The sequence below is a fragment of the Escherichia sp. HH091_1A genome, assembly GCF_030295175.1.
Taxonomy (GTDB): domain Bacteria; phylum Pseudomonadota; class Gammaproteobacteria; order Enterobacterales; family Enterobacteriaceae; genus Escherichia; species Escherichia coli_F.
Map to the genome: position 1 here is coordinate 1 of NZ_AP025747.1, position 24,556 is coordinate 24,556.

Annotated in this window: 21 protein-coding genes, 1 pseudogene and 1 other annotated feature; of the genes and pseudogenes, 15 read left to right on the forward strand and 7 right to left on the reverse strand. The window is 48.9% G+C overall.

Translation table 11 applies throughout. From position 1 onward, the window contains the following. Nucleotides 1-189 precede the first annotated feature (189 nt). The 6 genes from thrL to QUF14_RS00030 all read left to right on the forward strand — a co-directional run bounded on the left by thrL (nucleotide 190) and on the right by QUF14_RS00030 (nucleotide 6,770). Nucleotides 190-255: a thr operon leader peptide gene (gene thrL / locus QUF14_RS00005; protein ID WP_001386572.1), complete on the forward strand. Its 66-nt coding sequence runs from the start codon at nucleotides 190-192 to the stop codon at nucleotides 253-255. Then, nucleotides 191-310: a sequence feature (Thr leader region), on the forward strand. It overlaps the preceding gene by 65 nt. Nucleotides 311-335: 25 nt before the next feature. Continuing rightward, nucleotides 336-2,798 (forward strand): bifunctional aspartate kinase/homoserine dehydrogenase I, encoded by a 2,463-nt coding sequence (thrA, locus tag QUF14_RS00010; RefSeq protein ID WP_001264706.1) that lies wholly within the window; start codon nucleotides 336-338, stop codon nucleotides 2,796-2,798. A 1-nt stretch (nucleotide 2,799) separates the two neighbouring features. Further along, complete coding sequence (thrB, locus tag QUF14_RS00015) at nucleotides 2,800-3,732, forward strand: homoserine kinase (protein WP_000241655.1); 933 nt, start codon at nucleotides 2,800-2,802, stop codon at nucleotides 3,730-3,732. Next, on the forward strand, nucleotides 3,733-5,019 hold the full coding sequence (thrC, locus tag QUF14_RS00020; RefSeq protein ID WP_000781051.1) for a threonine synthase: 1,287 nt from the start codon (nucleotides 3,733-3,735) through the stop codon (nucleotides 5,017-5,019). Between the two features lie 213 nt (nucleotides 5,020-5,232). Then, nucleotides 5,233-5,529, forward strand: a complete 297-nt coding sequence (locus QUF14_RS00025; RefSeq protein WP_000738723.1) for a DUF2502 domain-containing protein — start codon at nucleotides 5,233-5,235, stop codon at nucleotides 5,527-5,529. Between the two features lie 260 nt (nucleotides 5,530-5,789). Beyond that, a complete protein-coding gene (locus QUF14_RS00030) occupies nucleotides 5,790-6,770 on the forward strand; it encodes an IS110-like element IS621 family transposase (RefSeq protein ID WP_000399629.1) in 981 nt (326 codons plus the stop codon). A gap of 191 nt (nucleotides 6,771-6,961) precedes the next feature. Here the strand turns inward: QUF14_RS00030 and yaaA are convergent, their stop codons facing one another. Next, entirely contained in the window at nucleotides 6,962-7,738 is a 777-nt protein-coding gene (gene yaaA / locus QUF14_RS00035) for a peroxide stress protein YaaA (protein WP_000906179.1), read from the reverse strand. A 69-nt stretch (nucleotides 7,739-7,807) separates the two neighbouring features. Continuing rightward, nucleotides 7,808-9,238, reverse strand: a complete 1,431-nt coding sequence (locus tag QUF14_RS00040) for an alanine/glycine:cation symporter family protein (RefSeq protein WP_001112573.1) — start codon at nucleotides 9,236-9,238, stop codon at nucleotides 7,808-7,810. A 278-nt stretch (nucleotides 9,239-9,516) separates the two neighbouring features. On the opposite strand from QUF14_RS00040, the gene tal reads away from it, so the two are divergent. Both tal and mog read left to right on the forward strand, forming a co-directional pair. Then, nucleotides 9,517-10,470, forward strand: a complete 954-nt coding sequence (gene tal, locus QUF14_RS00045; protein WP_000130188.1) for a transaldolase — start codon at nucleotides 9,517-9,519, stop codon at nucleotides 10,468-10,470. 114 nt (nucleotides 10,471-10,584) lie between these two features. Continuing rightward, entirely contained in the window at nucleotides 10,585-11,172 is a 588-nt protein-coding gene (gene mog, locus QUF14_RS00050; protein WP_001061744.1) for a molybdopterin adenylyltransferase, read from the forward strand. Between the two features lie 34 nt (nucleotides 11,173-11,206). On the opposite strand, the gene satP is transcribed toward mog, so the two are convergent. The 3 genes from satP to QUF14_RS00065 all read right to left on the reverse strand — a co-directional run bounded on the left by satP (nucleotide 11,207) and on the right by QUF14_RS00065 (nucleotide 13,065). Further along, on the reverse strand, nucleotides 11,207-11,773 hold the full coding sequence (gene satP / locus QUF14_RS00055; RefSeq protein ID WP_000528541.1) for an acetate uptake transporter: 567 nt from the start codon (nucleotides 11,771-11,773) through the stop codon (nucleotides 11,207-11,209). A 148-nt stretch (nucleotides 11,774-11,921) separates the two neighbouring features. Continuing rightward, on the reverse strand, nucleotides 11,922-12,635 hold the full coding sequence (msyB, locus tag QUF14_RS00060) for an acidic protein MsyB (protein WP_001102349.1): 714 nt from the start codon (nucleotides 12,633-12,635) through the stop codon (nucleotides 11,922-11,924). A 25-nt stretch (nucleotides 12,636-12,660) separates the two neighbouring features. Then, nucleotides 12,661-13,065, reverse strand: coding sequence for a DUF2541 family protein (locus QUF14_RS00065; RefSeq protein ID WP_000843579.1), 405 nt, complete (start codon nucleotides 13,063-13,065; stop codon nucleotides 12,661-12,663). A 375-nt stretch (nucleotides 13,066-13,440) separates the two neighbouring features. On the opposite strand from QUF14_RS00065, the gene dnaK reads away from it, so the two are divergent. Further along, nucleotides 13,441-15,357, forward strand: coding sequence for a molecular chaperone DnaK (gene dnaK, locus QUF14_RS00070; protein ID WP_000516135.1), 1,917 nt, complete (start codon nucleotides 13,441-13,443; stop codon nucleotides 15,355-15,357). 88 nt (nucleotides 15,358-15,445) lie between these two features. Beyond that, complete coding sequence (gene dnaJ / locus QUF14_RS00075; protein WP_001118464.1) at nucleotides 15,446-16,576, forward strand: molecular chaperone DnaJ; 1,131 nt, start codon at nucleotides 15,446-15,448, stop codon at nucleotides 16,574-16,576. Between the two features lie 103 nt (nucleotides 16,577-16,679). Here the strand turns inward: dnaJ and mokC are convergent, their stop codons facing one another. Beyond that, nucleotides 16,680-16,832, reverse strand: a complete 153-nt coding sequence (gene mokC / locus QUF14_RS00080) for a type I toxin-antitoxin system toxin MokC (RefSeq protein ID WP_000809168.1) — start codon at nucleotides 16,830-16,832, stop codon at nucleotides 16,680-16,682. A gap of 614 nt (nucleotides 16,833-17,446) precedes the next feature. Between mokC and QUF14_RS00085 the strand changes: the two genes are divergently transcribed. The 5 genes from QUF14_RS00085 to nhaR all read left to right on the forward strand — a co-directional run bounded on the left by QUF14_RS00085 (nucleotide 17,447) and on the right by nhaR (nucleotide 23,477). Beyond that, nucleotides 17,447-18,208: an outer membrane protein OmpK gene (locus QUF14_RS00085; RefSeq protein WP_001274831.1), complete on the forward strand. Its 762-nt coding sequence runs from the start codon at nucleotides 17,447-17,449 to the stop codon at nucleotides 18,206-18,208. Nucleotides 18,209-18,228: 20 nt separating this feature from the next. Then, the gene (locus QUF14_RS00090; protein ID WP_024212095.1) at nucleotides 18,229-19,722 is read left to right on the forward strand and encodes a sulfatase family protein; all 1,494 of its coding nucleotides are present in this window, start codon (nucleotides 18,229-18,231) and stop codon (nucleotides 19,720-19,722) included. Nucleotides 19,723-19,850: 128 nt separating this feature from the next. Next, on the forward strand, nucleotides 19,851-21,110 hold the full coding sequence (locus tag QUF14_RS00095; RefSeq protein ID WP_000494922.1) for an IS1/IS1595 family N-terminal zinc-binding domain-containing protein: 1,260 nt from the start codon (nucleotides 19,851-19,853) through the stop codon (nucleotides 21,108-21,110). Nucleotides 21,111-21,345: 235 nt separating this feature from the next. Then, entirely contained in the window at nucleotides 21,346-22,512 is a 1,167-nt protein-coding gene (gene nhaA / locus QUF14_RS00100) for a Na+/H+ antiporter NhaA (protein ID WP_000681360.1), read from the forward strand. 65 nt (nucleotides 22,513-22,577) lie between these two features. Continuing rightward, nucleotides 22,578-23,477, forward strand: a complete 900-nt coding sequence (gene nhaR / locus QUF14_RS00105) for a transcriptional activator NhaR (RefSeq protein ID WP_001300855.1) — start codon at nucleotides 22,578-22,580, stop codon at nucleotides 23,475-23,477. 37 nt (nucleotides 23,478-23,514) lie between these two features. Here nhaR and QUF14_RS00110 read toward each other — a convergent pair. Beyond that, a pseudogene (locus QUF14_RS00110) lies at nucleotides 23,515-24,476 on the reverse strand (fimbrial protein). Between the last annotated feature and the right edge of the window lie 80 nt (nucleotides 24,477-24,556).

Consider the following 24,556-nt stretch of genomic DNA (forward strand, 5'->3'; position numbering starts at 1 on the left):
AGCTTTTCATTCTGACTGCAACGGGCAATATGTCTCTGTGTGGATTAAAAAAAGAGTCTCTGACAGCAGCTTCTGAACTGGTTACCTACCGTGAGTAAATTAAAATTTTATTGACTTAGGTCACTAAATACTTTAACCAATATAGGCATAGCGCACAGACAGATAAAAATTACAGAGTACACAACATCCATGAAACGCATTAGCACCACCATTACCACCACCATCACCATTACCACAGGTAACGGTGCGGGCTGACGCGTACAGGAAACACAGAAAAAAGCCCGCACCTGACAGTGCGGGCTTTTTTTTCGACCAAAGGTAACGAGGTAACAACCATGCGAGTGTTGAAGTTCGGCGGTACATCAGTGGCAAATGCAGAACGTTTTCTGCGGGTTGCCGATATTCTGGAAAGCAATGCCAGGCAGGGGCAGGTGGCCACCGTCCTCTCTGCCCCCGCCAAAATCACCAACCACCTGGTGGCGATGATTGAAAAAACCATTAGCGGCCAGGATGCTTTACCCAATATCAGCGATGCCGAACGTATTTTTGCCGAACTTCTGACGGGACTCGCCGCCGCTCAGCCGGGATTCCCGCTGGCGCAGCTGAAAACTTTCGTCGACCAGGAATTTGCCCAAATTAAACATGTCCTGCATGGTATTAGTTTGTTAGGGCAGTGCCCGGATAGCATCAACGCGGCACTGATTTGCCGTGGCGAGAAAATGTCGATCGCCATTATGGCCGGAGTTTTAGAAGCGCGTGGTCACAACGTTACCGTAATCGATCCGGTCGAAAAACTGCTGGCAGTCGGTCATTACCTCGAATCTACCGTCGATATTGCTGAGTCCACCCGCCGTATTGCGGCAAGCCGCATTCCGGCTGACCACATGGTGCTGATGGCAGGTTTCACTGCGGGTAATGAAAAAGGCGAACTGGTGGTGCTTGGACGTAACGGTTCCGACTACTCCGCCGCGGTACTGGCTGCCTGTTTACGCGCCGATTGTTGCGAGATCTGGACGGACGTTGACGGGGTCTATACCTGCGACCCGCGTCAGGTGCCCGATGCGAGGTTGTTGAAGTCGATGTCCTATCAGGAAGCGATGGAGCTTTCCTACTTCGGCGCTAAAGTTCTTCACCCCCGCACCATTACCCCCATCGCTCAGTTCCAGATCCCTTGCCTGATTAAAAACACCGGAAATCCTCAAGCACCAGGTACGCTCATTGGCGCCAGCCGTGATGAAGACGAATTACCGGTCAAGGGCATTTCCAATCTGAATAATATGGCAATGTTCAGTGTTTCCGGCCCGGGGATGAAAGGAATGGTCGGCATGGCGGCGCGCGTCTTTGCAGCGATGTCACGCGCCCGTATTTCCGTGGTGCTGATTACGCAATCATCTTCCGAATACAGTATCAGTTTCTGCGTTCCACAAAGCGACTGTGTGCGAGCTGAACGGGCGATGCAGGAAGAGTTCTATCTTGAACTGAAGGAAGGCTTGCTGGAGCCGCTGGCGGTGACGGAACGGCTAGCCATTATCTCGGTGGTAGGTGATGGTATGCGCACCTTGCGTGGGATCTCGGCGAAATTCTTTGCCGCGCTGGCCCGCGCCAATATCAACATTGTCGCCATTGCTCAGGGATCTTCTGAACGCTCAATCTCTGTCGTGGTAAATAACGATGATGCGACCACTGGCGTGCGCGTTACCCACCAGATGCTGTTCAATACCGATCAGGTTATCGAAGTGTTTGTGATTGGCGTCGGTGGTGTTGGCGGTGCGCTGCTGGAGCAACTGAAGCGCCAGCAAAGCTGGCTGAAGAATAAACATATCGACTTACGTGTCTGCGGCGTTGCCAACTCAAAGGCTCTGCTCACCAATGTGCATGGCCTTAATCTGGAGAACTGGCAGGAAGAACTGGCGCAAGCCAAAGAGCCGTTTAACCTCGGGCGCTTAATTCGCCTGGTGAAAGAATATCATTTGCTGAATCCGGTGATTGTCGACTGTACCTCCAGCCAGGCGGTGGCGGATCAGTATGCTGACTTCCTGCGCGAAGGTTTCCACGTGGTTACGCCAAACAAAAAGGCCAACACCTCGTCGATGGATTACTACCATCAGTTGCGTTATGCGGCGGAAAAATCGCGGCGTAAATTCCTCTATGACACTAACGTTGGGGCTGGATTACCGGTTATTGAGAACCTGCAAAATCTGCTCAACGCAGGTGATGAATTAATGAAGTTCTCCGGCATTCTTTCCGGTTCGCTTTCTTATATCTTCGGCAAGTTAGACGAAGGCATGAGTTTCTCCGAGGCGACCACGCTGGCGCGGGAAATGGGTTATACCGAACCGGACCCGCGAGATGATCTTTCTGGTATGGATGTGGCGCGTAAGCTATTGATTCTCGCCCGTGAAACGGGACGTGAACTGGAACTGGCGGATATTGAAATTGAACCTGTGCTGCCCGCAGAGTTTAACGCAGAGGGTGATGTTGCAGCTTTTATGGCGAATCTGTCACAGCTCGACGATCTCTTTGCCGCACGCGTGGCGAAGGCTCGTGATGAGGGCAAAGTTTTGCGCTATGTTGGCAATATTGATGAAGATGGCATCTGCCGCGTGAAGATTGCCGAAGTGGATGGCAATGATCCGCTGTTCAAAGTGAAAAATGGCGAAAACGCCCTGGCCTTCTATAGCCACTATTATCAGCCGCTGCCGTTGGTTCTGCGCGGATATGGCGCGGGCAATGACGTTACAGCTGCTGGTGTCTTTGCCGATCTGCTACGTACCCTCTCATGGAAGTTAGGAGTCTGACATGGTTAAAGTTTATGCCCCGGCTTCCAGTGCCAATATGAGCGTCGGGTTTGATGTGCTCGGGGCGGCGGTGACACCTGTTGATGGTGCATTGCTCGGAGATGTAGTCACGGTTGAGGCGGCAGAGACATTCAGTCTCAACAATCTCGGACGTTTTGCCGATAAGCTGCCGTCAGAACCACGGGAAAATATCGTTTATCAGTGCTGGGAGCGTTTTTGCCAGGAGCTGGGCAAGCAAATTCCAGTGGCAATGACGCTGGAAAAGAATATGCCGATCGGTTCGGGTTTAGGCTCCAGCGCTTGTTCGGTGGTGGCGGCGCTGATGGCGATGAATGAACATTGCGGCAAGCCGCTTAATGACACCCGTTTGCTGGCTTTGATGGGCGAGCTGGAAGGGCGTATCTCCGGCAGCATTCATTACGACAACGTGGCACCGTGTTTTCTTGGTGGTATGCAGTTGATGATCGAAGAAAACGACATCATCAGCCAGCAAGTGCCGGGGTTTGATGAGTGGCTGTGGGTGCTGGCATATCCGGGGATTAAAGTCTCGACGGCAGAAGCCCGGGCTATTTTACCGGCACAGTATCGTCGCCAGGATTGCATTGCGCACGGGCGACATCTGGCAGGCTTCATTCACGCCTGCTATTCCCGTCAACCTGAGCTTGCCGCGAAGTTGATGAAAGATGTTATCGCTGAACCTTACCGTGAACGTTTACTGCCTGGCTTCAAGCAGGCGCGGCAGGCGGTCGCGGAAATCGGCGCGGTAGCGAGCGGTATCTCCGGATCCGGGCCGACCTTGTTCGCTCTGTGTGACAAGCCGGATACCGCCCAGCGCGTTGCCGACTGGTTGGGTAAGAACTACCTGCAAAATCAGGAAGGTTTTGTTCATATTTGCCGGCTGGATACGGCGGGCGCACGAGTACTGGAAAACTAAATGAAACTCTACAATCTGAAAGATCACAACGAACAGGTCAGCTTTGCGCAAGCCGTAACTCAGGGGTTGGGCAAAAATCAGGGGCTGTTTTTTCCGCACGACCTACCGGAATTCAGCCTGACTGAAATTGATGAGATGCTGAAACTGGATTTTGTCACCCGCAGTGCGAAGATTCTCTCGGCGTTTATTGGTGATGAGATCCCGCAGGAAATACTGGAAGAGCGCGTACGCGCGGCGTTTGCCTTCCCGGCTCCGGTCGCCAATGTTGAAAGCGATGTCGGTTGTCTGGAATTGTTTCACGGGCCAACACTGGCATTTAAAGATTTCGGCGGTCGCTTTATGGCACAAATGCTGACCCATATTGCGGGCGATAAGCCAGTGACCATTCTGACCGCAACCTCCGGTGATACTGGAGCGGCAGTGGCTCATGCTTTCTACGGTTTACCGAATGTGAAAGTGGTTATCCTCTATCCACGAGGCAAAATCAGTCCACTGCAAGAAAAACTGTTCTGTACGTTGGGTGGCAATATTGAAACTATTGCCATTGACGGCGATTTTGATGCCTGTCAGGCGCTGGTAAAGCAGGCGTTTGATGATGAAGAACTGAAAGTGGCTTTGGGGCTGAACTCTGCTAACTCCATTAACATCAGTCGTTTACTGGCGCAGATTTGCTACTACTTTGAAGCTGTTGCGCAGCTGCCGCAGGAAGCGCGCAACCAGCTGGTTGTCTCGGTGCCGAGCGGTAACTTCGGCGATTTGACTGCGGGCCTGCTGGCGAAATCTCTTGGCCTGCCGGTGAAGCGTTTTATCGCTGCCACTAACGTGAACGATACCGTGCCGCGTTTCTTGCACGACGGGCAGTGGTCCCCTAAAGCGACTCAGGCGACATTATCCAATGCGATGGACGTGAGTCAGCCGAACAACTGGCCGCGTGTGGAGGAGTTATTCCGCCGCAAAATCTGGCAACTGAAAGAGCTGGGCTATGCAGCCGTGGATGATGAAACCACGCAACAGACAATGCGTGAGTTAAAAGCGCTGGGCTATACCTCGGAGCCGCACGCTGCCGTAGCTTATCGTGCGCTGCGCGACCAGTTGCATCCAGGCGAATATGGCCTGTTCCTCGGCACCGCGCATCCGGCGAAATTTAAAGAGAGCGTGGAGGCGATTCTCGGTGAAACATTGGATCTGCCAAAAGAGCTGGCAGAACGTGCTGATTTACCCTTGCTTTCGCATAATCTGCCCGCCGATTTTGCTGCGTTGCGTAAATTGATGATGAATCATCAGTAACATCTATTCATTATCTCAATCAGGCCGGGTTTGCTTTTATACAGCCCGGCTTTTTTATGAAGAAAATATGGAGAAAAACGACAGGAAAAAAGGAGGAATTCTCAATAAATGCGGTAACTTAGAGATTAGGATTGCGGAGAATAACAACCGCCGTTCTCATCGCGTAATCTCCGGATATCGACCCATAACGGGCAATGATAAAAGGAGTAACCTGTGAAAAAGATGCAATCTATCGTACTCGCACTTTCCCTGGTTCTGGTCGCTCCCATGGCAGCACAGGCTGCGGAAATTACGTTAGTCCCGTCAGTAAAATTACAGATAGGCGATCGTGATAATCGTGGCTATTACTGGGATGGCGGTCACTGGCGCGACCACGGCTGGTGGAAACAACATTATGAATGGCGAGGCAATCGCTGGCACCCACACGGACCACCGCCACCGCCGCGCCACCATAAGAAAGCTCCTCATGATCATCACGGCGGTCATGGTCCAGGCAAACATCACCGCTAAATGACAAATGCCGGGTAACAATCCGGCATTCAGCGCCTGATGCGACGCTGGCGCGTCTTATCAGGCCTTGTATTATCCCTCCTGTGCAGAGAAAATCGGCCAGTTTTCTCTGCCTGCAGTCCGCATGCCGTATCGGGCCTTAGGTTTTCAACCTGTTGCGTAGATTTATGCAGCGGACTGCCTTTCTCCCAAAGTGATAAACCGGACAGTATCATGGACCGGTTTTCCCGGTAATCCGTATTTGCAAGGTTGGTTTCACGATGGAACATGAACTTCATTATATCGGTATCGACACCGCTAAAGAGAAACTGGATGTCGATGTGTTGCGTCCTGATGGTCGTCATCGCACCAAAAAATTCGCTAACACCACTAAAGGGCACGATGAGCTGGTGAGCTGGCTGAAGGGTCACAAGATTGACCATGCGCATATCTGCATCGAAGCGACCGGCACCTATATGGAACCTGTCGCAGAGTGCCTTTACGATGCAGGCTACATAGTGTCAGTCATTAATCCTGCGTTGGGTAAAGCTTTCGCTCAGAGTGAAGGACTGCGTAACAAGACTGATACCGTGGATGCGCGCATGCTGGCAGAGTTCTGTCGTCAGAAGCGCCCTGCAGCCTGGGAAGCGCCTCACCCGCTTGAACGCGCGTTGCGTGCCCTGGTAGTACGCCACCAGGCGCTGACAGATATGCACACGCAGGAACTGAACCGCACTGAAACGGCGCGGGAAGTCCAGAGACCGAGCATTGATGCTCACCTTCTGTGGCTTGAAGCAGAGCTGAAGCGTCTTGAGAAGCAGATAAAAGACCTGACAGACGATGATCCGGATATGAAACACCGCAGGAAACTGCTGGAAAGTATCCCGGGTATCGGAGAGAAAACATCTGCGGTATTACTGGCTTATATCGGTCTGAAGGACCGCTTCGCCCATGCCAGACAGTTCGCCGCTTTTGCGGGTCTGACACCACGGCGTTATGAATCAGGCAGTAGTGTGAGAGGGGCAAGCCGGTTGAGTAAAGCCGGACATGTGTCGCTTCGCAGGGCGTTGTATATGCCTGCAATGGTAGCCACCAGTAAGACTGAGTGGGGACGGGCGTTCCGCGACCGTCTGGCGGCTAATGGCAAGAAAGGAAAAGTGATTCTCGGCGCGATGATGCGCAAGCTGGCACAGGTGGCGTATGGAGTGCTGAAGTCAGGCGTACCGTTCGATGCGTCACGGCATAATCCGGTAGCTGCGTAAAAATCGCGGAAGGGATGAAAAAAACAGCGCCTGACGGCGCTGTGTCTGGCATGCCTGCAATCTGGGAAACCAGGGTAGAAAAAAACTTGCAGGCCATAACAGTATCTACGTTAATTCTGCAATATATTGAATCTGCATGCTTTTGTAGGCCGGATAAGGCGTTCATGCCGCATCCGGCATTTACTGCAAACTTAACGCTGCTCGTAGCGTTTAAACACCAGTTCGCCGTTGCTGGAGGAAGCTTCATCAAAGAAGTAACCTTCGCTATTAAAACCAGTCAGTTGCTCTGGTTTGGTCAGCCGATTTTCAATAATGAAACGACTCATCAGACCGCGTGCTTTCTTAGCGTAGAAGCTGATTATCTTAAATTTGCCGTTCTTCTCATCGAGGAACACTGGCTTGATAATCTCGGCATTCAATTTATTCGGCTTCACCGATTTAAAATACTCATCTGACGCCAGATTAATCACCACATTATCGCCTTGTGCTGCGAGCGCCTCGTTCAGTTTGTTGGTGATGATATCTCCCCAGAATTGATACAGATCTTTCCCTCGGGCATTCTCAAGACGGATCCCCATTTCCAGACGATAAGGCTGCATTAAATCGAGCGGGCGCAGTACGCCATACAATCCGGAAAGCATTCGCAAATGCTGTTGGGCAAAATCAAAATTGTCTTCGCTGAAGGTTTCGGCCTGCAAGCCAGTATAGACATCACCTTTAAATGCCAGAATCGCTTGTCGGGCATTCTCTGGCGTGAAATCTGGCTGCCAGTCATGAAAGCGAGCGGCGTTGATACCCGCCAGTTTGTCGCTGATGCGCATCAGCGTGCTAATCTGCGGAGGCGTCAGTTTCCGCGCTTCATGGATCAACTGCTGGGAGTTGTCTAACAGCTCCGGCAGCGTATAGCGCGTGGTGGGCAACGGGCTTTGGTAATCGAGCGTTTTCGCAGGTGAAATAAGAATCAGCATATCCAGTCCTTGCAGGAAATTTATGCCGACTTTAGCAAAAAAAGAGAATGAGTTGATCGATAGTTGTGATTACTCCTGCGAAACATCATCCCACGCGTCCGGAGAAAGCTGGCGGCCAATATCCGGATAACGCAACGGATCAAACACCGGGCGTACGCCGAGTTTACGCTGGCGCAGATAATCACTGGCAATGGTATGAACCACAGGCGAGAGCAGTAAAATGGCGGTCAAATTGGTAATAGCCATGCAGGCCATTATGATATCTGCCAATTGCCACATCAGCGGAAGACTTAGCAAGGTGCCACCGATGACCGTTGCGAAGGTGCAGATCCGCAGACACCAGATTGCCTTAGGGTTATTCAGGCGTAAAAAGAAGAGATTGTTTTCAGCATAAATGTAGTTGGCAACGATAGAGCTGAAGGCAAACAGAATAACCACGAGGGTAACAAACTCCGCACCCCAGGAGCCCATTAGCACCCGCATCGCCTTCTGGATAAGCTGAATACCTTCCAGCGGCATGTAGGTTGTGCCGTTACCCGCCAGTAATATCAGCATGGCGCTTGCCGTACAGATGACCAGGGTGTCGATAAAAATGCCAATCATCTGGACAATCCCTTGCGCTGCGGGATGCGGAGGCCAGGACGCAGCTGCCGCTGCCGCGTTTGGCGTCGACCCCATTCCCGCCTCATTGGAAAACATACTGCGCTGAAAACCGTTAGTAATCGCCTGGCTTAAGGTATATCCCGCCGCGCCGCCTGCCGCTTCCTGCCAGCCAAACGCACTCTCAAAAATAGACCAAATGACGTGGGGAAGTTGCCCGATATTCATTACGCAAATTACCAGGCTGGTCAGTACCCAGATTATCGCCATCAACGGGACAAACCCCTGCATGAGCCGGGCGACGCCATGAAGACCGCGAGTGATTGCCAGCAGAGCAAAGACAGCAAGAATAATGCCTGTCACCAGCGGGGGAAAATCAAAAGAAAAACTCAGAGCGCGGGCAACGGCGTTCGCCTGAACTCCGCTGAAAATTATGCCGTAGGCGATGAGCAAAAAGAGGGCGAACAGAACGCCCATCCAGCGCATCCCCAGCCCGCGCGCCATATACCATGCCGGTCCGCCACGAAACTGCCCATTAACGTCACGTTCTTTATAAAGTTGTGCAAGGGAACATTCGGCAAACGAGGTCGCCATGCCGATAAACGCGGCAACCCACATCCAGAAGACGGCACCTGGTCCACCGGCGGTAATAGCCAGCGCAACGCCAGCCAGGTTGCCGCTACCCACGCGCGCCGCAAGACTGGTACACAATGACTGAAATGAGGTTAAACCGCCTGGCTGTGGATGAATGCTATTTTTAAGACTTTTGCCAAACTGGCGGATGTAGCGAAACTGCACAAAACCGGTGCGAAAAGTGAACCAACAACCTGCGCCGAAGAGCAGGTAAATCATTACCGAGCCCCAGAGGACGCTGTTAATAAAGGAAAAAAAATCTGGCATGCATATCCCTCTTATTGCCGGTCGCGATGACTTTCCTGTGTAAACGTTACCAATTGTTTAAGAAGTATATACGCTACGAGGTAGTTGATAACTTCTGCGTAGCATACATGAGGTTTTGTATAAAAATGGCGGGCGATATCAACGCAGTGTCAGAAATCCGAAACAGTCTTGCCAGGCGATAACCGTCTTGTCGGCGGTTGCGCTGACGTTGCGTCGTGATATCATCAGGGCAGACCGGTTACATCCCCCTAACAAGCTGTTTAAAGAGAAATACTATCATGACGGACAAATTGACCTCCCTTCGTCAGTACACCACCGTAGTGGCCGACACTGGGGACATCGCGGCAATGAAGCTGTATCAACCGCAGGATGCCACAACTAACCCTTCTCTCATTCTTAACGCAGCGCAGATTCCGGAATATCGTAAGTTGATTGATGATGCTGTCGCCTGGGCGAAACAGCAGAGCAACGATCGCGCGCAGCAGATCGTGGACGCGACCGACAAACTGGCAGTAAATATTGGTCTGGAAATCCTGAAACTGGTTCCGGGCCGTATATCAACTGAAGTTGATGCGCGTCTTTCCTATGACACCGAAGCGTCAATTGCGAAAGCAAAACGCCTGATCAAGCTCTACAACGATGCAGGTATTAGCAACGATCGTATTCTGATCAAACTGGCTTCTACCTGGCAGGGTATCCGTGCTGCAGAACAGCTGGAAAAAGAAGGTATCAACTGTAACCTGACCCTGTTGTTCTCCTTCGCTCAGGCTCGTGCTTGTGCGGAAGCGGGCGTGTTCCTGATCTCGCCGTTTGTTGGCCGTATTCTTGACTGGTACAAAGCGAATACCGATAAGAAAGAGTACGCTCCGGCAGAAGATCCGGGCGTGGTTTCTGTATCTGAAATCTACCAGTACTACAAAGAGCACGGTTATGAAACCGTGGTGATGGGCGCAAGCTTCCGTAACATCGGCGAAATTCTGGAACTGGCAGGTTGCGACCGTCTGACCATCGCACCGGCACTGCTGAAAGAGCTGGCTGAGAGCGAAGGGGCTGTCGAGCGTAAACTGTCTTACACCGGCGAAGTGAAAGCGCGTCCGGCGCGTATCACTGAGTCCGAGTTCCTGTGGCAGCACAACCAGGATCCAATGGCAGTAGATAAACTGGCGGAAGGTATCCGTAAGTTTGCTGTTGACCAGGAAAAACTGGAAAAAATGATCGGCGATCTGCTGTAATCATTCTTAGCGTGACCGGGAAGTCGGTCACGCTACCTCTTCTGAAGCCTGTCTGTCACTCCCTTCGCAGTGTATCATTCTGTTTAACGAGACTGTTTAAACGGAAAAATCTTAATGAATAATTTACGTATTGGCTTAGTTTCCATCTCTGATCGCGCATCCAGCGGCGTTTATCAGGATAAAGGCATCCCAGCGCTGGAAGAATGGCTGACATCGGCGCTAACCACGCCGTTTGAACTGGAAACCCGCTTAATCCCCGACGAGCAGGCGATCATCGAGCAAACGTTGTGTGAGCTGGTGGATGAAATGAGTTGCCATCTGGTGCTCACCACGGGCGGAACTGGTCCGGCGCGTCGTGACGTCACGCCCGATGCGACGCTGGCTGTAGCGGACCGCGAGATGCCGGGCTTTGGTGAACAGATGCGCCAAATTAGCCTGCATTTTGTTCCAACCGCGATCCTTTCGCGCCAGGTGGGCGTGATTCGCAAACAAGCACTAATCCTTAACTTACCCGGTCAGCCGAAGTCTATTAAAGAGACGCTGGAAGGGGTGAAGGATGCTGAGGGTAACGTTGTGGTACACGGTATTTTTGCCAGCGTACCGTACTGCATTCAATTGCTGGAAGGGCCATACGTTGAAACGGCACCGGAAGTAGTTGCAGCATTCAGACCGAAGAGTGCAAGACGCGAAGTTAGCGAATAAAAAAATCCCCCCGAGCGGGGGGATCTCAAAACAATTAGTGGGATTCACCAATCGGCAGAACGGTGCGACCAAACTGCTCGTTCAGTACTTCACCCATCGCCAGATAGATTGCGCTGGCACCGCAGATCAGACCAATCCAGCCGGCAAAGTGGATGATCGCGGCATTACCGACAATGTTACCGATCGCCAGCAGGGCAAACAGCACGGTCAGGCTAAAGAAAACGAATTGCAGAACGCGTGCGCCTTTCAGCGTGCCGAAGAACATAAACAGCGTAAATACGCCCCACAGACCAAGGTAGACACCAAGGAACTGTGCATTTGGCGCATCGGTCAGACCCAGTTTCGGCATCAGCAGAATCGCAACCAGCGTCAGCCAGAAAGAACCGTAAGAGGTGAATGCGGTTAAACCGAAAGTGTTGCCTTTTTTGTACTCCAGCAGACCAGCAAAAATTTGCGCGATGCCGCCGTAGAAAATGCCCATTGCAAGAATAATACCGTCAAGAGCGAAATAACCCACGTTGTGCAGGTTAAGCAGAATGGTGGTCATGCCGAAGCCCATCAGGCCCAGCGGTGCCGGATTAGCCAACTTAGTGTTGCCCATAATTCCTCAAAAATCATCATCGAATGAATGGTGAAATAATTTCCCTGAATAACTGTAGTGTTTTCAGGGCGCGGCATAATAATCAGCCAGTGGGGCAGTGTCTACGATCTTTTGAAGGGAAAATGAAAATTTTCCCCGGTTTCCGGTATCAGACCTGAGTGGCACTAACCATCCGGCGCAGGCAGGCGATTTGCAGTACGGCTGGAATCGTCACGCGATAGGCGCTGCCGCTGACCGCTTTAACCCCATTTAGTGCCGCGCCTACAGGGCCTCCCAGCCCCGCGCCGCGCAGCAAACCATGCCCAAGTACGCTCATTGCTGCGTGGGTGCGTAAAATGCGGGTCAATTGGCTGGAAAGCAAATGCGACACGCCTTTTGCCAATAATTTGTCTTTCATCAGCAGCGGCAGCAGCTCTTCCAGCTCATTCACCCTGGCATCGACCGCGTGCAGAAACTCCTGCTTATGTTCCTCGTCCATTTTCTTCCAGGTATTACGCAGAAATTGTTCCAGTAATTGTTGCTCAATTTCAAACGTAGACATCTCTTTATCGGCTTTCAGTTTCAATCGTTTTGAGACGTCGAGCAAAATGGCCCGGTACAGTTTGCCGTGTCCGCGTAATTTATTCGCGATGCTATCACCGCCAAAATGTTGCAATTCTCCGGCAATCAGTTGCCAATTGCGGCGGTGTTGCTCGGGATGCCCTTCCATCGATTTAAACAGTTCGTTGCGCATCAGTACGCTGGAGAGGCGAGTTTTGCCTTTTTCATTATGGGTGAGCAGCCGGGCGAAATTTGCCAATTGTTCCTCACTACAATGCTCGAGAAAATCCAGATCTGAATCATTCAGGTAATTAACATTCATTTTTTGTGGCTTCTATATTCTGGCGTTAGTCGTCGCCGATAATTTTCAGCGTGGCCATATCCGATGAGTTCACCGTATGGCCGGAAAAGGTGATTTTTGAGACGCAGCGTTTATTGTCGTTATCGCTGTTAATGTTGATCCAGTCAGTGGTTTGCCCTTCTTTTATTTCTGAAGGAATATTCAGGCTCTGACTGGCGCTACGGGCGGCTTTGAAATAAACCGATGCACCACTTAACTGTAAATCGCCATGGTCGGCAGTGAGTTGAATGCGTTTAACAATGCGACAAACAGGAAGTTTCAGCGCCAGATCGTTGGTTTCGTTACGCGGCATCGCAATGACGCCGAGGATTTTATGGTTGTTTGCCTGCGCCGTGCAGCACAGCAGCAGGCTAATCGCCAGGCTGGCGGAAAGCGTAAAAACGGATTTCATAAGTATTCTCTTAGTGGGGAGAGGTAGGGGATGAATACCCACTAGTTTACTGCTGATAAAGAGAAGATTCAGGTACGTAATATTTTCTTTTTATTACAATTTTTCTATGAATGTCTTGGCTGCCATTCATTCTTTATATGAATAAAATTGCTGTCAGTTTCGTGTCTTGTTCTGGCATATCGCGAAATTTCTGCGCAAAAGCATAAAAAATTTTTGCATCTCCCCCTTGATGACGTGGGTTACGACCCCATTTAGTAGTCAACCGCAGTGAGTGAGTCTGCAAAAAAATGAAATTGGGCAGTTGAAACCAGACGTTTCGCCCCTATTACAGACTCACAACCACATGATGACCGAATATATAGTGGAGACGTTTAGATGGGTAAAATAATTGGTATCGACCTGGGTACTACCAACTCTTGTGTAGCGATTATGGATGGCACCACTCCGCGAGTGCTGGAGAACGCCGAAGGCGATCGCACCACGCCTTCTATCATTGCCTATACCCAGGATGGTGAAACTCTGGTTGGTCAGCCGGCTAAACGTCAGGCAGTGACAAACCCGCAAAACACCCTGTTTGCGATTAAACGCCTGATTGGCCGCCGCTTCCAGGACGAAGAAGTACAGCGTGATGTTTCCATCATGCCGTTCAAAATTATTGCTGCTGATAACGGCGACGCTTGGGTCGAAGTTAAAGGCCAGAAAATGGCACCGCCGCAGATTTCTGCTGAAGTGCTGAAAAAAATGAAGAAAACCGCGGAAGATTACCTGGGCGAACCGGTAACTGAAGCTGTTATTACCGTACCGGCATACTTTAACGATGCTCAGCGTCAGGCAACCAAAGACGCAGGCCGTATCGCTGGTCTGGAAGTAAAACGTATCATCAACGAACCGACCGCAGCTGCGCTGGCTTATGGTCTGGACAAAGGTACTGGCAACCGTACTATCGCGGTTTATGACCTGGGTGGTGGTACTTTCGATATTTCTATTATCGAAATCGACGAAGTTGACGGCGAAAAAACCTTCGAAGTTCTGGCAACCAACGGTGATACCCACCTGGGTGGTGAAGACTTCGACAGCCGTCTGATTAACTATCTGGTTGAAGAATTCAAGAAAGATCAGGGCATTGACCTGCGCAACGATCCGCTGGCAATGCAGCGCCTGAAAGAAGCGGCAGAAAAAGCGAAAATCGAGCTGTCTTCCGCTCAGCAGACCGACGTTAACCTGCCGTACATCACTGCAGACGCGACCGGTCCGAAACACATGAACATCAAAGTGACTCGTGCGAAACTGGAAAGCCTGGTTGAAGATCTGGTAAACCGTTCCATTGAGCCGCTGAAAGTTGCACTGCAGGACGCTGGCCTGTCCGTATCTGATATCGACGACGTTATCCTCGTTGGTGGTCAGACTCGTATGCCAATGGTTCAGAAGAAAGTTGCTGAATTCTTTGGTAAAGAGCCGCGTAAAGACGTTAACCCGGACGAAGCTGTAGCCATCGGTGCTGCTGTTCAGGGTGGTGTTCTGACTGGTGACGTAAAAGACGTACTGCTGCTGGACGTTACCCCGCTGTCTCTGGGTATCGAAACCATGGGCGGTGTGATGACGACGCTGATCGCGAAAAACACCACTATCCCGACCAAGCACAGCCAGGTGTTCTCTACCGCTGAAGACAACCAGTCTGCGGTAACCATCCATGTGCTGCAGGGTGAACGTAAACGTGCGGCTGATAACAAATCTCTGGGTCAGTTCAACCTGGATGGCATCAACCCGGCACCGCGCGGTATGCCGCAGATCGAAGTTACCTTCGATATCGATGCTGACGGTATCCTGCACGTTTCCGCGAAAGATAAAAACAGCGGTAAAGAGCAGAAGATCACCATCAAGGCTTCTTCTGGTCTGAACGAAGATGAAATCCAGAAAATGGTACGCGACGCAGAAGCGAACGCCGAAGCTGACCGTAAGTTTGAAGAGCTGGTACAGACTCGCAACCAGGGCGACCATCTGCTGCACAGCACCCGTAAGCAGGTTGAAGAAGCAGGCGATAAACTGCCAGCTGACGACAAAACTGCTATCGAGTCTGCGCTGACTGCACTGGAAACTGCTCTGAAAGGTGAAGACAAAGCCGCTATCGAAGCAAAAATGCAGGAACTGGCACAGGTTTCCCAGAAACTGATGGAAATCGCCCAGCAGCAACATGCCCAGCAGCAGACTGCCGGTGCTGATGCTTCTGCAAACAACGCGAAAGATGACGATGTTGTCGACGCTGAATTTGAAGAAGTCAAAGACAAAAAATAATCGCCCTATAAACGGGTAATTATACTGACACGGGCGAAGGGGAATTTCCTCTCCGCCCGTGCATTCATCTAGGGGCAAATCAAAAAAGATGGCTAAGCAAGATTATTACGAGATTTTAGGCGTTTCCAAAACAGCGGAAGAGCGTGAAATCAAAAAGGCCTACAAACGCCTGGCCATGAAATACCACCCGGACCGTAACCAGGGTGACAAAGAGGCCGAGGCGAAATTTAAAGAGATCAAGGAAGCTTATGAAGTTCTGACCGACTCGCAAAAACGTGCGGCATACGATCAGTATGGTCATGCTGCGTTTGAGCAAGGCGGCATGGGCGGCGGCGGTTTTGGCGGCGGCGCAGACTTCAGCGATATTTTTGGTGACGTTTTCGGCGATATTTTTGGCGGCGGACGTGGTCGTCAACGTGCGGCGCGCGGTGCTGATTTACGCTATAACATGGAGCTCACCCTCGAAGAAGCTGTACGTGGCGTGACCAAAGAGATCCGCATTCCGACTCTGGAAGAGTGTGACGTTTGCCACGGTAGCGGTGCAAAACCAGGTACACAGCCGCAGACCTGTCCGACCTGTCATGGCTCTGGTCAGGTGCAGATGCGCCAGGGCTTCTTTGCTGTGCAGCAGACCTGTCCACACTGTCAGGGCCGCGGTACGCTGATCAAAGATCCGTGCAACAAATGTCATGGTCATGGGCGTGTTGAGCGCAGCAAAACGCTGTCCGTTAAAATTCCGGCAGGGGTGGACACTGGAGACCGCATCCGTCTTGCGGGCGAAGGTGAAGCGGGCGAGCATGGCGCACCGGCAGGCGATCTGTACGTTCAGGTTCAGGTTAAACAGCACCCGATTTTCGAGCGTGAAGGCAACAACCTGTATTGCGAAGTCCCGATCAACTTCGCTATGGCGGCGCTGGGGGGCGAAATCGAAGTACCGACCCTTGATGGTCGCGTCAAACTGAAAGTGCCTGGCGAAACCCAGACCGGTAAGCTGTTCCGTATGCGCGGTAAAGGCGTCAAGTCTGTTCGCGGCGGTGCGCAAGGTGACTTGCTGTGCCGCGTTGTCGTCGAAACACCGGTAGGTCTGAACGAGAAGCAGAAACAGCTGCTGCAAGAGCTGCAGGAAAGCTTCGGTGGCCCAACCGGTGAGCACAACAGCCCGCGTTCAAAGAGCTTCTTTGATGGTGTGAAGAAGTTTTTTGACGACCTGACTCGCTAACCTCCCCAAAAGCCTGCCTGTGGGCAGGCTTGGGTAAAAATAGGGTGCGTTGAAGATATGCGAGCACCTGTAAAGTGGCGGGGATCACTCCCCGCCGTTGCTCTTACTCGGATTCGTAAGCCGTGAAAACAGCAACCTCCGTCTGGCCAGTTCGGATGTGAACCTCACAGAGGTCTTTTCTCGTTACCAGCGCCGCCACTACGGCGGTGATACAGATGACGATCAGGGCGACAATCATCGCCTTATGCTGCTTCATTGCTCTCTTCTCCTTGACCTTACGGTCAGTAAGAGGCACTCTACATGTGTTCTGCATATAGGGGGCCTCGGGTTGATGGTAAAATATCACTCGGGGCTTTTCTCTATCTGCCGTTCAGCTAATGCCTGAGACAGACAGCCTCAAGCACCCGCCGCTATTATACTGCGCTTTTAATTCACTTCTGTTTTATCAATTCTTTTTCTGAAGACGCCTCGCATTTTTACGGAATAATATTTCAATACATCAATTTATTTAACTTAAATATATCCAGGGATTCACAAAAAAAAGTGTTTTCCTCTATCAAAAGTGAATAGTTAAAGGAAATTAATTATTAAATGTTAGTGTAATACTATAGAGAGACAAAGAAATACGTTCAGCAGTCAATGCTAAGTTCATCATGAAAAATGCCTATAAATCAAAGGGTGATATTTAAAATAGACACATTTTCTGAAACACGATATCTCTCCGCCCGTTCGCAAAAGTAATCTGCGATCTTCATCACGCTTCGATAGTCATCTTTAAATATACTGGCCTGGTCATTCTTAATAAAAATGAATTATCTGATGTATTGATTTCTATGGAACCATAAAAACAATGAATGGAGAGCATATTATATGTCTGCCAAAAGACGACTTCTTATTGCGTGTACCCTGATAACAGCTATCTATCATTTTCCTGCATATTCTTCATTAGAATATAAAGGAACCTTTGGTTCAATAAATGCGGGTTATGCAGACTGGAATAGTGGATTTGTAAACACTCACCGTGGTGAAGTATGGAAAGTGACTGCGGATTTTGGGGTAAATTTTAAAGAAGCAGAATTTTACTCATTTTATGAAAGTAATGTACTCAATCATGCTGTAGCAGGGAGAAATCATACGGTTTCAGCAATGACGCATGTCAGACTCTTTGACTCTGATATGACATTCTTTGGCAAAATTTATGGCCAATGGGATAACTCATGGGGTGACGATCTGGACATGTTTTATGGATTCGGTTACCTCGGCTGGAACGGCGAGTGGGGCTTTTTTAAACCGTATATTGGATTACATAATCAATCTGGTGACTACGTATCAGCTAAATATGGTCAAACGAATGGTTGGAATGGTTATGTTGTTGGCTGGACAGCAGTATTGCCATTTATGTTATTTGACGAAAAATTTGTTTTATCTAACTGGAATGAAATAGAACTGGACAGGAACGATGCTTACACGGAGCAGCAATTTGGCCGGAACGGATTAAATGGCGGTTTAACTATTGCCTGGAAGTTCTATCCTCGCTGGAAAGCCAGTGTGACGTGGCGTTATTTCGATAATAAGCTGGGCTACGATGGCTTTGGCGATCAAATGATTTATATGCTTGGTTATGATTTCTAATTTTTTATCAGGGAATAATTATGCAGAAAACGTTAATGGCCAGTTTGATCGGCCTTGCAGTTTGCACAGGGAATGCTTTTAGTCCTGCCTTAGCCGCAGAGGCTAAACAACCTAATTTAGTCATTATTATGGCGGATGATTTAGGTTATGGCGATTTAGCAACATATGGTCATCAGATCGTTAAAACACCTAATATCGACAGGCTTGCCCAGGAAGGGGTCAAATTTACTGACTACTATGCCCCCGCCCCTTTAAGTTCACCTTCACGCGCTGGGCTATTAACCGGCCGGATGCCATTTCGTACTGGAATTCGCTCATGGATTCCTTCAGGCAAAGATGTTGCCTTAGGGCGTAACGAACTCACGATTGCTAATCTACTCAAAGCGCAAGGGTACGACACGGCAATGATGGGTAAGCTGCATCTGAATGCAGGCGGCGATCGTACCGATCAGCCTCAGGCAAAAGATATGGGCTTTGATTACTCACTGGTTAATACGGCGGGCTTTGTTACCGACGCCACGCTAGATAACGCTAAAGAACGCCCGCGTTATGGCATAGTTTACCCGACAGGCTGGCTACGTAACGGGCAACCCACTCCACGAGCCGATAAAATGAGCGGTGAGTATGTCAGTTCGGAAGTCGTTAACTGGTTGGATAACAAAAAGGATAGTAAGCCTTTCTTCCTTTATGTCGCTTTTACCGAAGTGCACAGTCCCCTGGCTTCGCCCAAAAAATACCTCGACATGTACTCACATTATATGAGCGACTATCAGAAGCAGCATCCTGATTTATTTTATGGCGACTGGGCGGATAAACCCTGGCGTGGTACAGGAGAATATTATGCCAACATCAGTTATCTGGATGCTCAGGTTGGAAAAGTACTGGATAAAATCAAAGCGATGGGTGAAGAAGATAACACCATCGTTATTTTTACCAGTGATAACGGCCCAGTAACCCGTGAAGCACGTAAAGTTTATGAACTGAATTTGGCAGGGGAAACTGATGGATTACGTGGTCGCAAGGATAATCTTTGGGAAGGCGGCATCCGTGTTCCGGCGATTATTAAATACGGAAAGCATCTTCCAAAGGGAATGGTTTCAGATACTCCCGTTTATGGTCTGGACTGGATGCCTACTTTAGCGAAAATGATGAACTTCAAATTACCTACAGACCGTACTTTCGATGGTGAATCGCTGGTTCCTGTTCTTGAGCAAAAAGCATTGAAACGCGAAAAGCCATTAATTTTCGGGATTGATATGCCATTCCAGGATAATCCAACCGATGAATGGGCGATCCGTGATGGTGACTGGAAGATGATTATCGATCGCAATAATAAACCGAAATATCTCTACAATCTGAAATCTGATCGTTTTGAAACACTTAATCTGATCGGTAAAAAACCAGATATTGAAAAACAGATGTATGGTAAGTTTTTAAAATATAAAACTGATATTGATAATGATTCTCTAATGAAAGCCAGAGGTGATAAACCAGAAGCGGTGACCTGGGGCTAACCTGATAATCATAATAAATGTAATGTATGCCATTTAGGGCTATGCCCGCCTGATTCAGTGCTACGCATTGAATCAGGTTCTTTTCGCGTTGAACAATATCAAGATACGGCTATTCGCAGGGAGTGGATATGTTTACCAACGTAAATGTTGATTGTTGCAAAACACCAGGATGCAAAAACCTGGGATTGTTGAATAGCCAGGATTATATTGCACAAGGCAAAAATATTTTATGTCGGGAATGCGGTTACTTGTTTCCTGTGATATCTGAACGATCTCTTAATATTTATCGTAATCGTGTTAATCATTCATGGAGAGGGTTGGTTCCACAATGTTCAGCTTGCGGAAGCACATCTCTGAAAAAGTATGGCTATTCAGCTCAGGGGCAGAGGAGAATGTATTGTCATCATTGTTCCAGAACTTTTATCACTCTGGATCATGTAAATACAACGCCGCGAAGAACACATTTAGCATTGATGATTGAGCAAGGGGCCTCACTTGCAGATATCCGTAAATTATTACTTCTTAATAGCACAGGGCTTAACCGTGAGTTGATGAAACTAGCCCGGGAAGTAAACTATAAAGAAAGTTGCCAGTACTCTTCTGCTTCTGATATTTCTCTCGCTACCCGCGCTTTTCGCGTCAAGTATAATGGTAGCAATAACTCTCTTTATGCTCTTGTTACCGCAGAAGAACAAAGCGGCAGGGTGGTTGCCATCTCAACCAATTACTCCCCATCTGCCGTAGAGCAACATTATCAATACACATCGAACTATGAAGAGCGTATGTCTCCAGGGACGCTGGCACATCATGTCCAACGCAAAGAGTTACTCACTATGCGGCGGGATACCTTGTTTGATATTGATTACGGCCCGGCAGTTTTACATCAAAACGATCCGGGGATGCTGGTGAAACCGGTTCTTCCGGCATATCGCCATTTCGAACTGGTTAGAGCACTGACTGAAGCATATTCTATAAATATTCAACACTACCTTGATCACGAGTGCTTTATATTAGGCGGTTGTCTGATGGCTAACTTACAGCACATTCATCAAGGCCGCTGCCATATTTCCTTTGTCAAAGAGCGCGGTGTGGCACCCGCCACCATTGATTTTCCACCGCGATTATTCCTTAGTGGTGGGGTACGAAATAATGTCTGGCGTGCATTTTCTAACCGCAATTATTCAATGGCTGTATGCAATCTCACTGGCAGTAAGAAAGTCCGCGAGATGCGGCATGCAACATTGAACAGTGCGACGCGTTTTATCCACTTTGTGGAGAACCATCCTTTCCTTATATCATTGAACCGAATGTCTCCTGCGAATGTCGTTTCTACATTAGATATCCTCAAACATCTGTGGAATAAAAAACTAGAGCATGGAACAATTTAATTATTACTTTTCCGAATAATTTCTTCAGAAATCTTGGCCTTAGACTATGATTAATGGGGGTTAAGGTCATCAGCCGCCGCTTTCGGGCATCAAAAACTCATCTCTCGCTGATGGCGCAATTCTTTTAATAGATCGTAAAAAACGAACTATTCCTACACTATAATCTGATTTTAACGATGATTTGTGCGGGATAAAATAGTAAAAACGATCTATTCACCTGAAAGAGAAATAAAAAGTGAAACATCTGCATCGATTCTTTAGCAGTGATGCCTCGGGAGGCATTATTCTTATCATTGCCGCTATCCTGGCGATGATTATGGCCAATAGCGGCGCAACCAGTGGATGGTATCACGACTTTCTGGAGACGCCGGTTCAGCTCCGGGTTGGTTCACTCGAAATCAACAAAAACATGCTGTTATGGATAAATGACGCGCTGATGGCGGTATTTTTCCTGTTAGTTGGTTTGGAAGTTAAACGTGAACTGATGCAAGGATCGCTAGCCAGCTTACGCCAGGCCGCATTTCCAGTTATCGCCGCTATTGGTGGGATGATTGTGCCAGCATTGCTCTATCTGGCCTTTAACTATGCCGATCCGATTACCCGCGAAGGGTGGGCGATCCCGGCGGCTACTGACATTGCCTTTGCACTTGGTGTGCTGGCGCTGTTGGGAAGTCGTGTTCCGTTAGCGCTGAAGATCTTTTTGATGGCTCTGGCTATTATCGACGATCTTGGGGCCATCATTATCATCGCATTGTTCTACACTAATGACTTATCGATGGCCTCTCTTGGCGTCGCGGCCGTTGCAATTGCCGTACTCGCGGTACTGAATCTGTGTGGTGTACGCCGCACGGGCGTTTATATTCTGGTTGGCGTGGTGTTGTGGACTGCGGTGTTGAAATCGGGGGTTCACGCAACCCTGGCGGGGGTAATTGTCGGCTTCTTTATTCCTTTGAAAGAGAAGCATGGGCGTTCTCCAGCGAAGCGACTGGAGCATGTGTTGCACCCGTGGGTGGCATATCTGATTTTGCCGCTGTTTGCATTTGCTAATGCTGGCGTTTCACTGCAAGGCGTCACGCTGGATGGCTTGACCTCCATTCTGCCATTGGGGATTATCGCTGGCTTGCTGATTGGCAAACCGCTGGGGATTAGTCTGTTCTGCTGGTTGGCGCTGCGTTTGAAACTGGCGCATCTGCCTGAGGGAACGACTTATCAGCAAATTATGGCGGTGGGGATCCTGTGCGGTATCGGTTTTACTATGTCTATCTTTATTGCAAGCCTGGCCTTTGGTAGCGTAGATCCAGAACTGATTAACTGGGCGAAACTCGGTATCCTGGTCGGTTCTATCTCTTCGGCGGTAATTGGATACAGCTGGTTACGCGTTCGTTTACGTCCATCAGTTTGACAGGACGGTTTACCGGGGAGCCATAAACGGCTCCCTTTTCATTATTATCAGGGAGAGAAATGAGCATGTCTCATATCAATTACAACCACTTGTATTACTTCTGGCATGTCTATAAAGAAGGTTCCGTGGTTGGCGCAGCGGAGGCGCTTTATTTAACACCACAAACCATTACCGGACAGATTCGAGCGCTGGAAGAGCGCCTGCAAGGCAAATTATTTAAACGCAAGGGACGTGGTCTCGAACCCAGCGAGCTGGGAGAGCTGGTCTATCGCTATGCCGATAAAATGTTCACCTTAAGCCAGGAAATGCTGGATATTGTGAACTATCGCAAAGAATCCAATTTATTGTTTGACGTTGGCGTGGCTGATGCACTTTCCAAACGCCTGGTCAGTAGCGTACTGAACGCCGCAGTGGTAGAAGGTGAGCCGATTCATCTTCGCTGCTTCGAATCCACCCACGAAATGCTGCTGGAGCAATTAAGTCAGCATAAACTGGATATGATCATTTCCGATTGCCCGATAGATTCTACGCAGCAGGAAGGCCTGTTCTCCGTGAGAATTGGCGAATGTGGCGTGAGCTTCTGGTGTACAAATCCACCACCGGAAAAACCATTCCCGGCTTGTCTGGAAGAACGGCGGCTTTTGATTCCTGGACGGCGTTCAATGTTAGGACGCAAATTGCTTAACTGGTTTAACTCCCAGGGATTAAACGTAGAAATCCTTGGCGAGTTTGATGATGCCGCATTAATGAAAGCTTTTGGTGCGATGCACAATGCAATCTTCGTTGCTCCAACGCTTTATGCATATGACTTTTATGCCGATAAAACTGTCGTGGAAATTGGTCGCGTAGAAAATGTAATGGAAGAGTACCATGCCATTTTTGCTGAGCGGATGATTCAGCATCCAGCGGTACAGCGAATCTGCAATACGGATTATTCTGCGCTTTTTAGTCCAGCGGCGCGTTAATCGGCAACTCCCCCAAAGTTAAGGCGGGGGAGATAGATTAGTTGTATATAACCACAATCTTGACTCGGCTCATTATTTGCCCGCTTGAGACATTGTTTCCATATGTACGCGGGCGAATAAAAAGAGGAATCTGATTACTTCCTTCATGGGGATGCTGAAAAGCATAGCTATTGCTTTTGCCATACAGGATTTCATTCGTACCATCATTCGAGAGTTGAAAGCCTACTTGACCAGCACCTTCCTCACTATTTTCTAACTCATTTTTTAATATACTGCTCCCTGACTCCTGTATCGTCACTGGTTCAAAGTAATATTCAACTTCGCTGGGTTCAAAAACTAATTCACCTTGCTCGCCCTGGATGCAGTCAAATCTTATATGATGAAACTGATAATTTTCACTATTGATACGAGACAGTACAAATCGTACAGTGTCGATAGATTGGTCTTCAAAACCACAAGTCATTAAGTTAAGCTGTAAAATGGTATTTAAATTAAAGTTAAAGCGGACGCTGTTACAATTAGTATTACTCCCTATGCATGAGCTCACTTTAATTTCAAACAACAAAGGAAAAGGTGCCCCGGGAAAAACATCTGAGATGTTAGAATTATCTGGTAACGAAGTAATAGAATATGGAATCGTGAAATTTATTGCAGATAAGATTTCTTCTAAATTATAAGATGATTTACCGGGTGGTTCTATTTTTTTTACCGTTAGATTCAAAAGGAAAATTAATAATATAATGACGCCCCCCCCACTTTAAACCTTAAGGCGTTCAGTGTTAAAAAATGAACTTTAATGGCGTTGGTCGTATCTTGCAAATCCGCACACTCAACGATATTTCCAGTGTTTTCAATTTTTTCAACAGCGAGATTACCTTTCATATTAAGTGGTTTTAGAGTGTAAGTTCCACGTTGTTCACCGACATTGGTCAGTGTACAGGGAGCACTTTGCACAATAAAAGAATATAGACTCAAGGAGAGCAATAAAAGCCACTTCATAGTAAACTCCTTTTACTGACATATATATGTTTTATTTTCATCGATAACGTTTTTAAAAGGAATGGTACAAAATAAGTTCT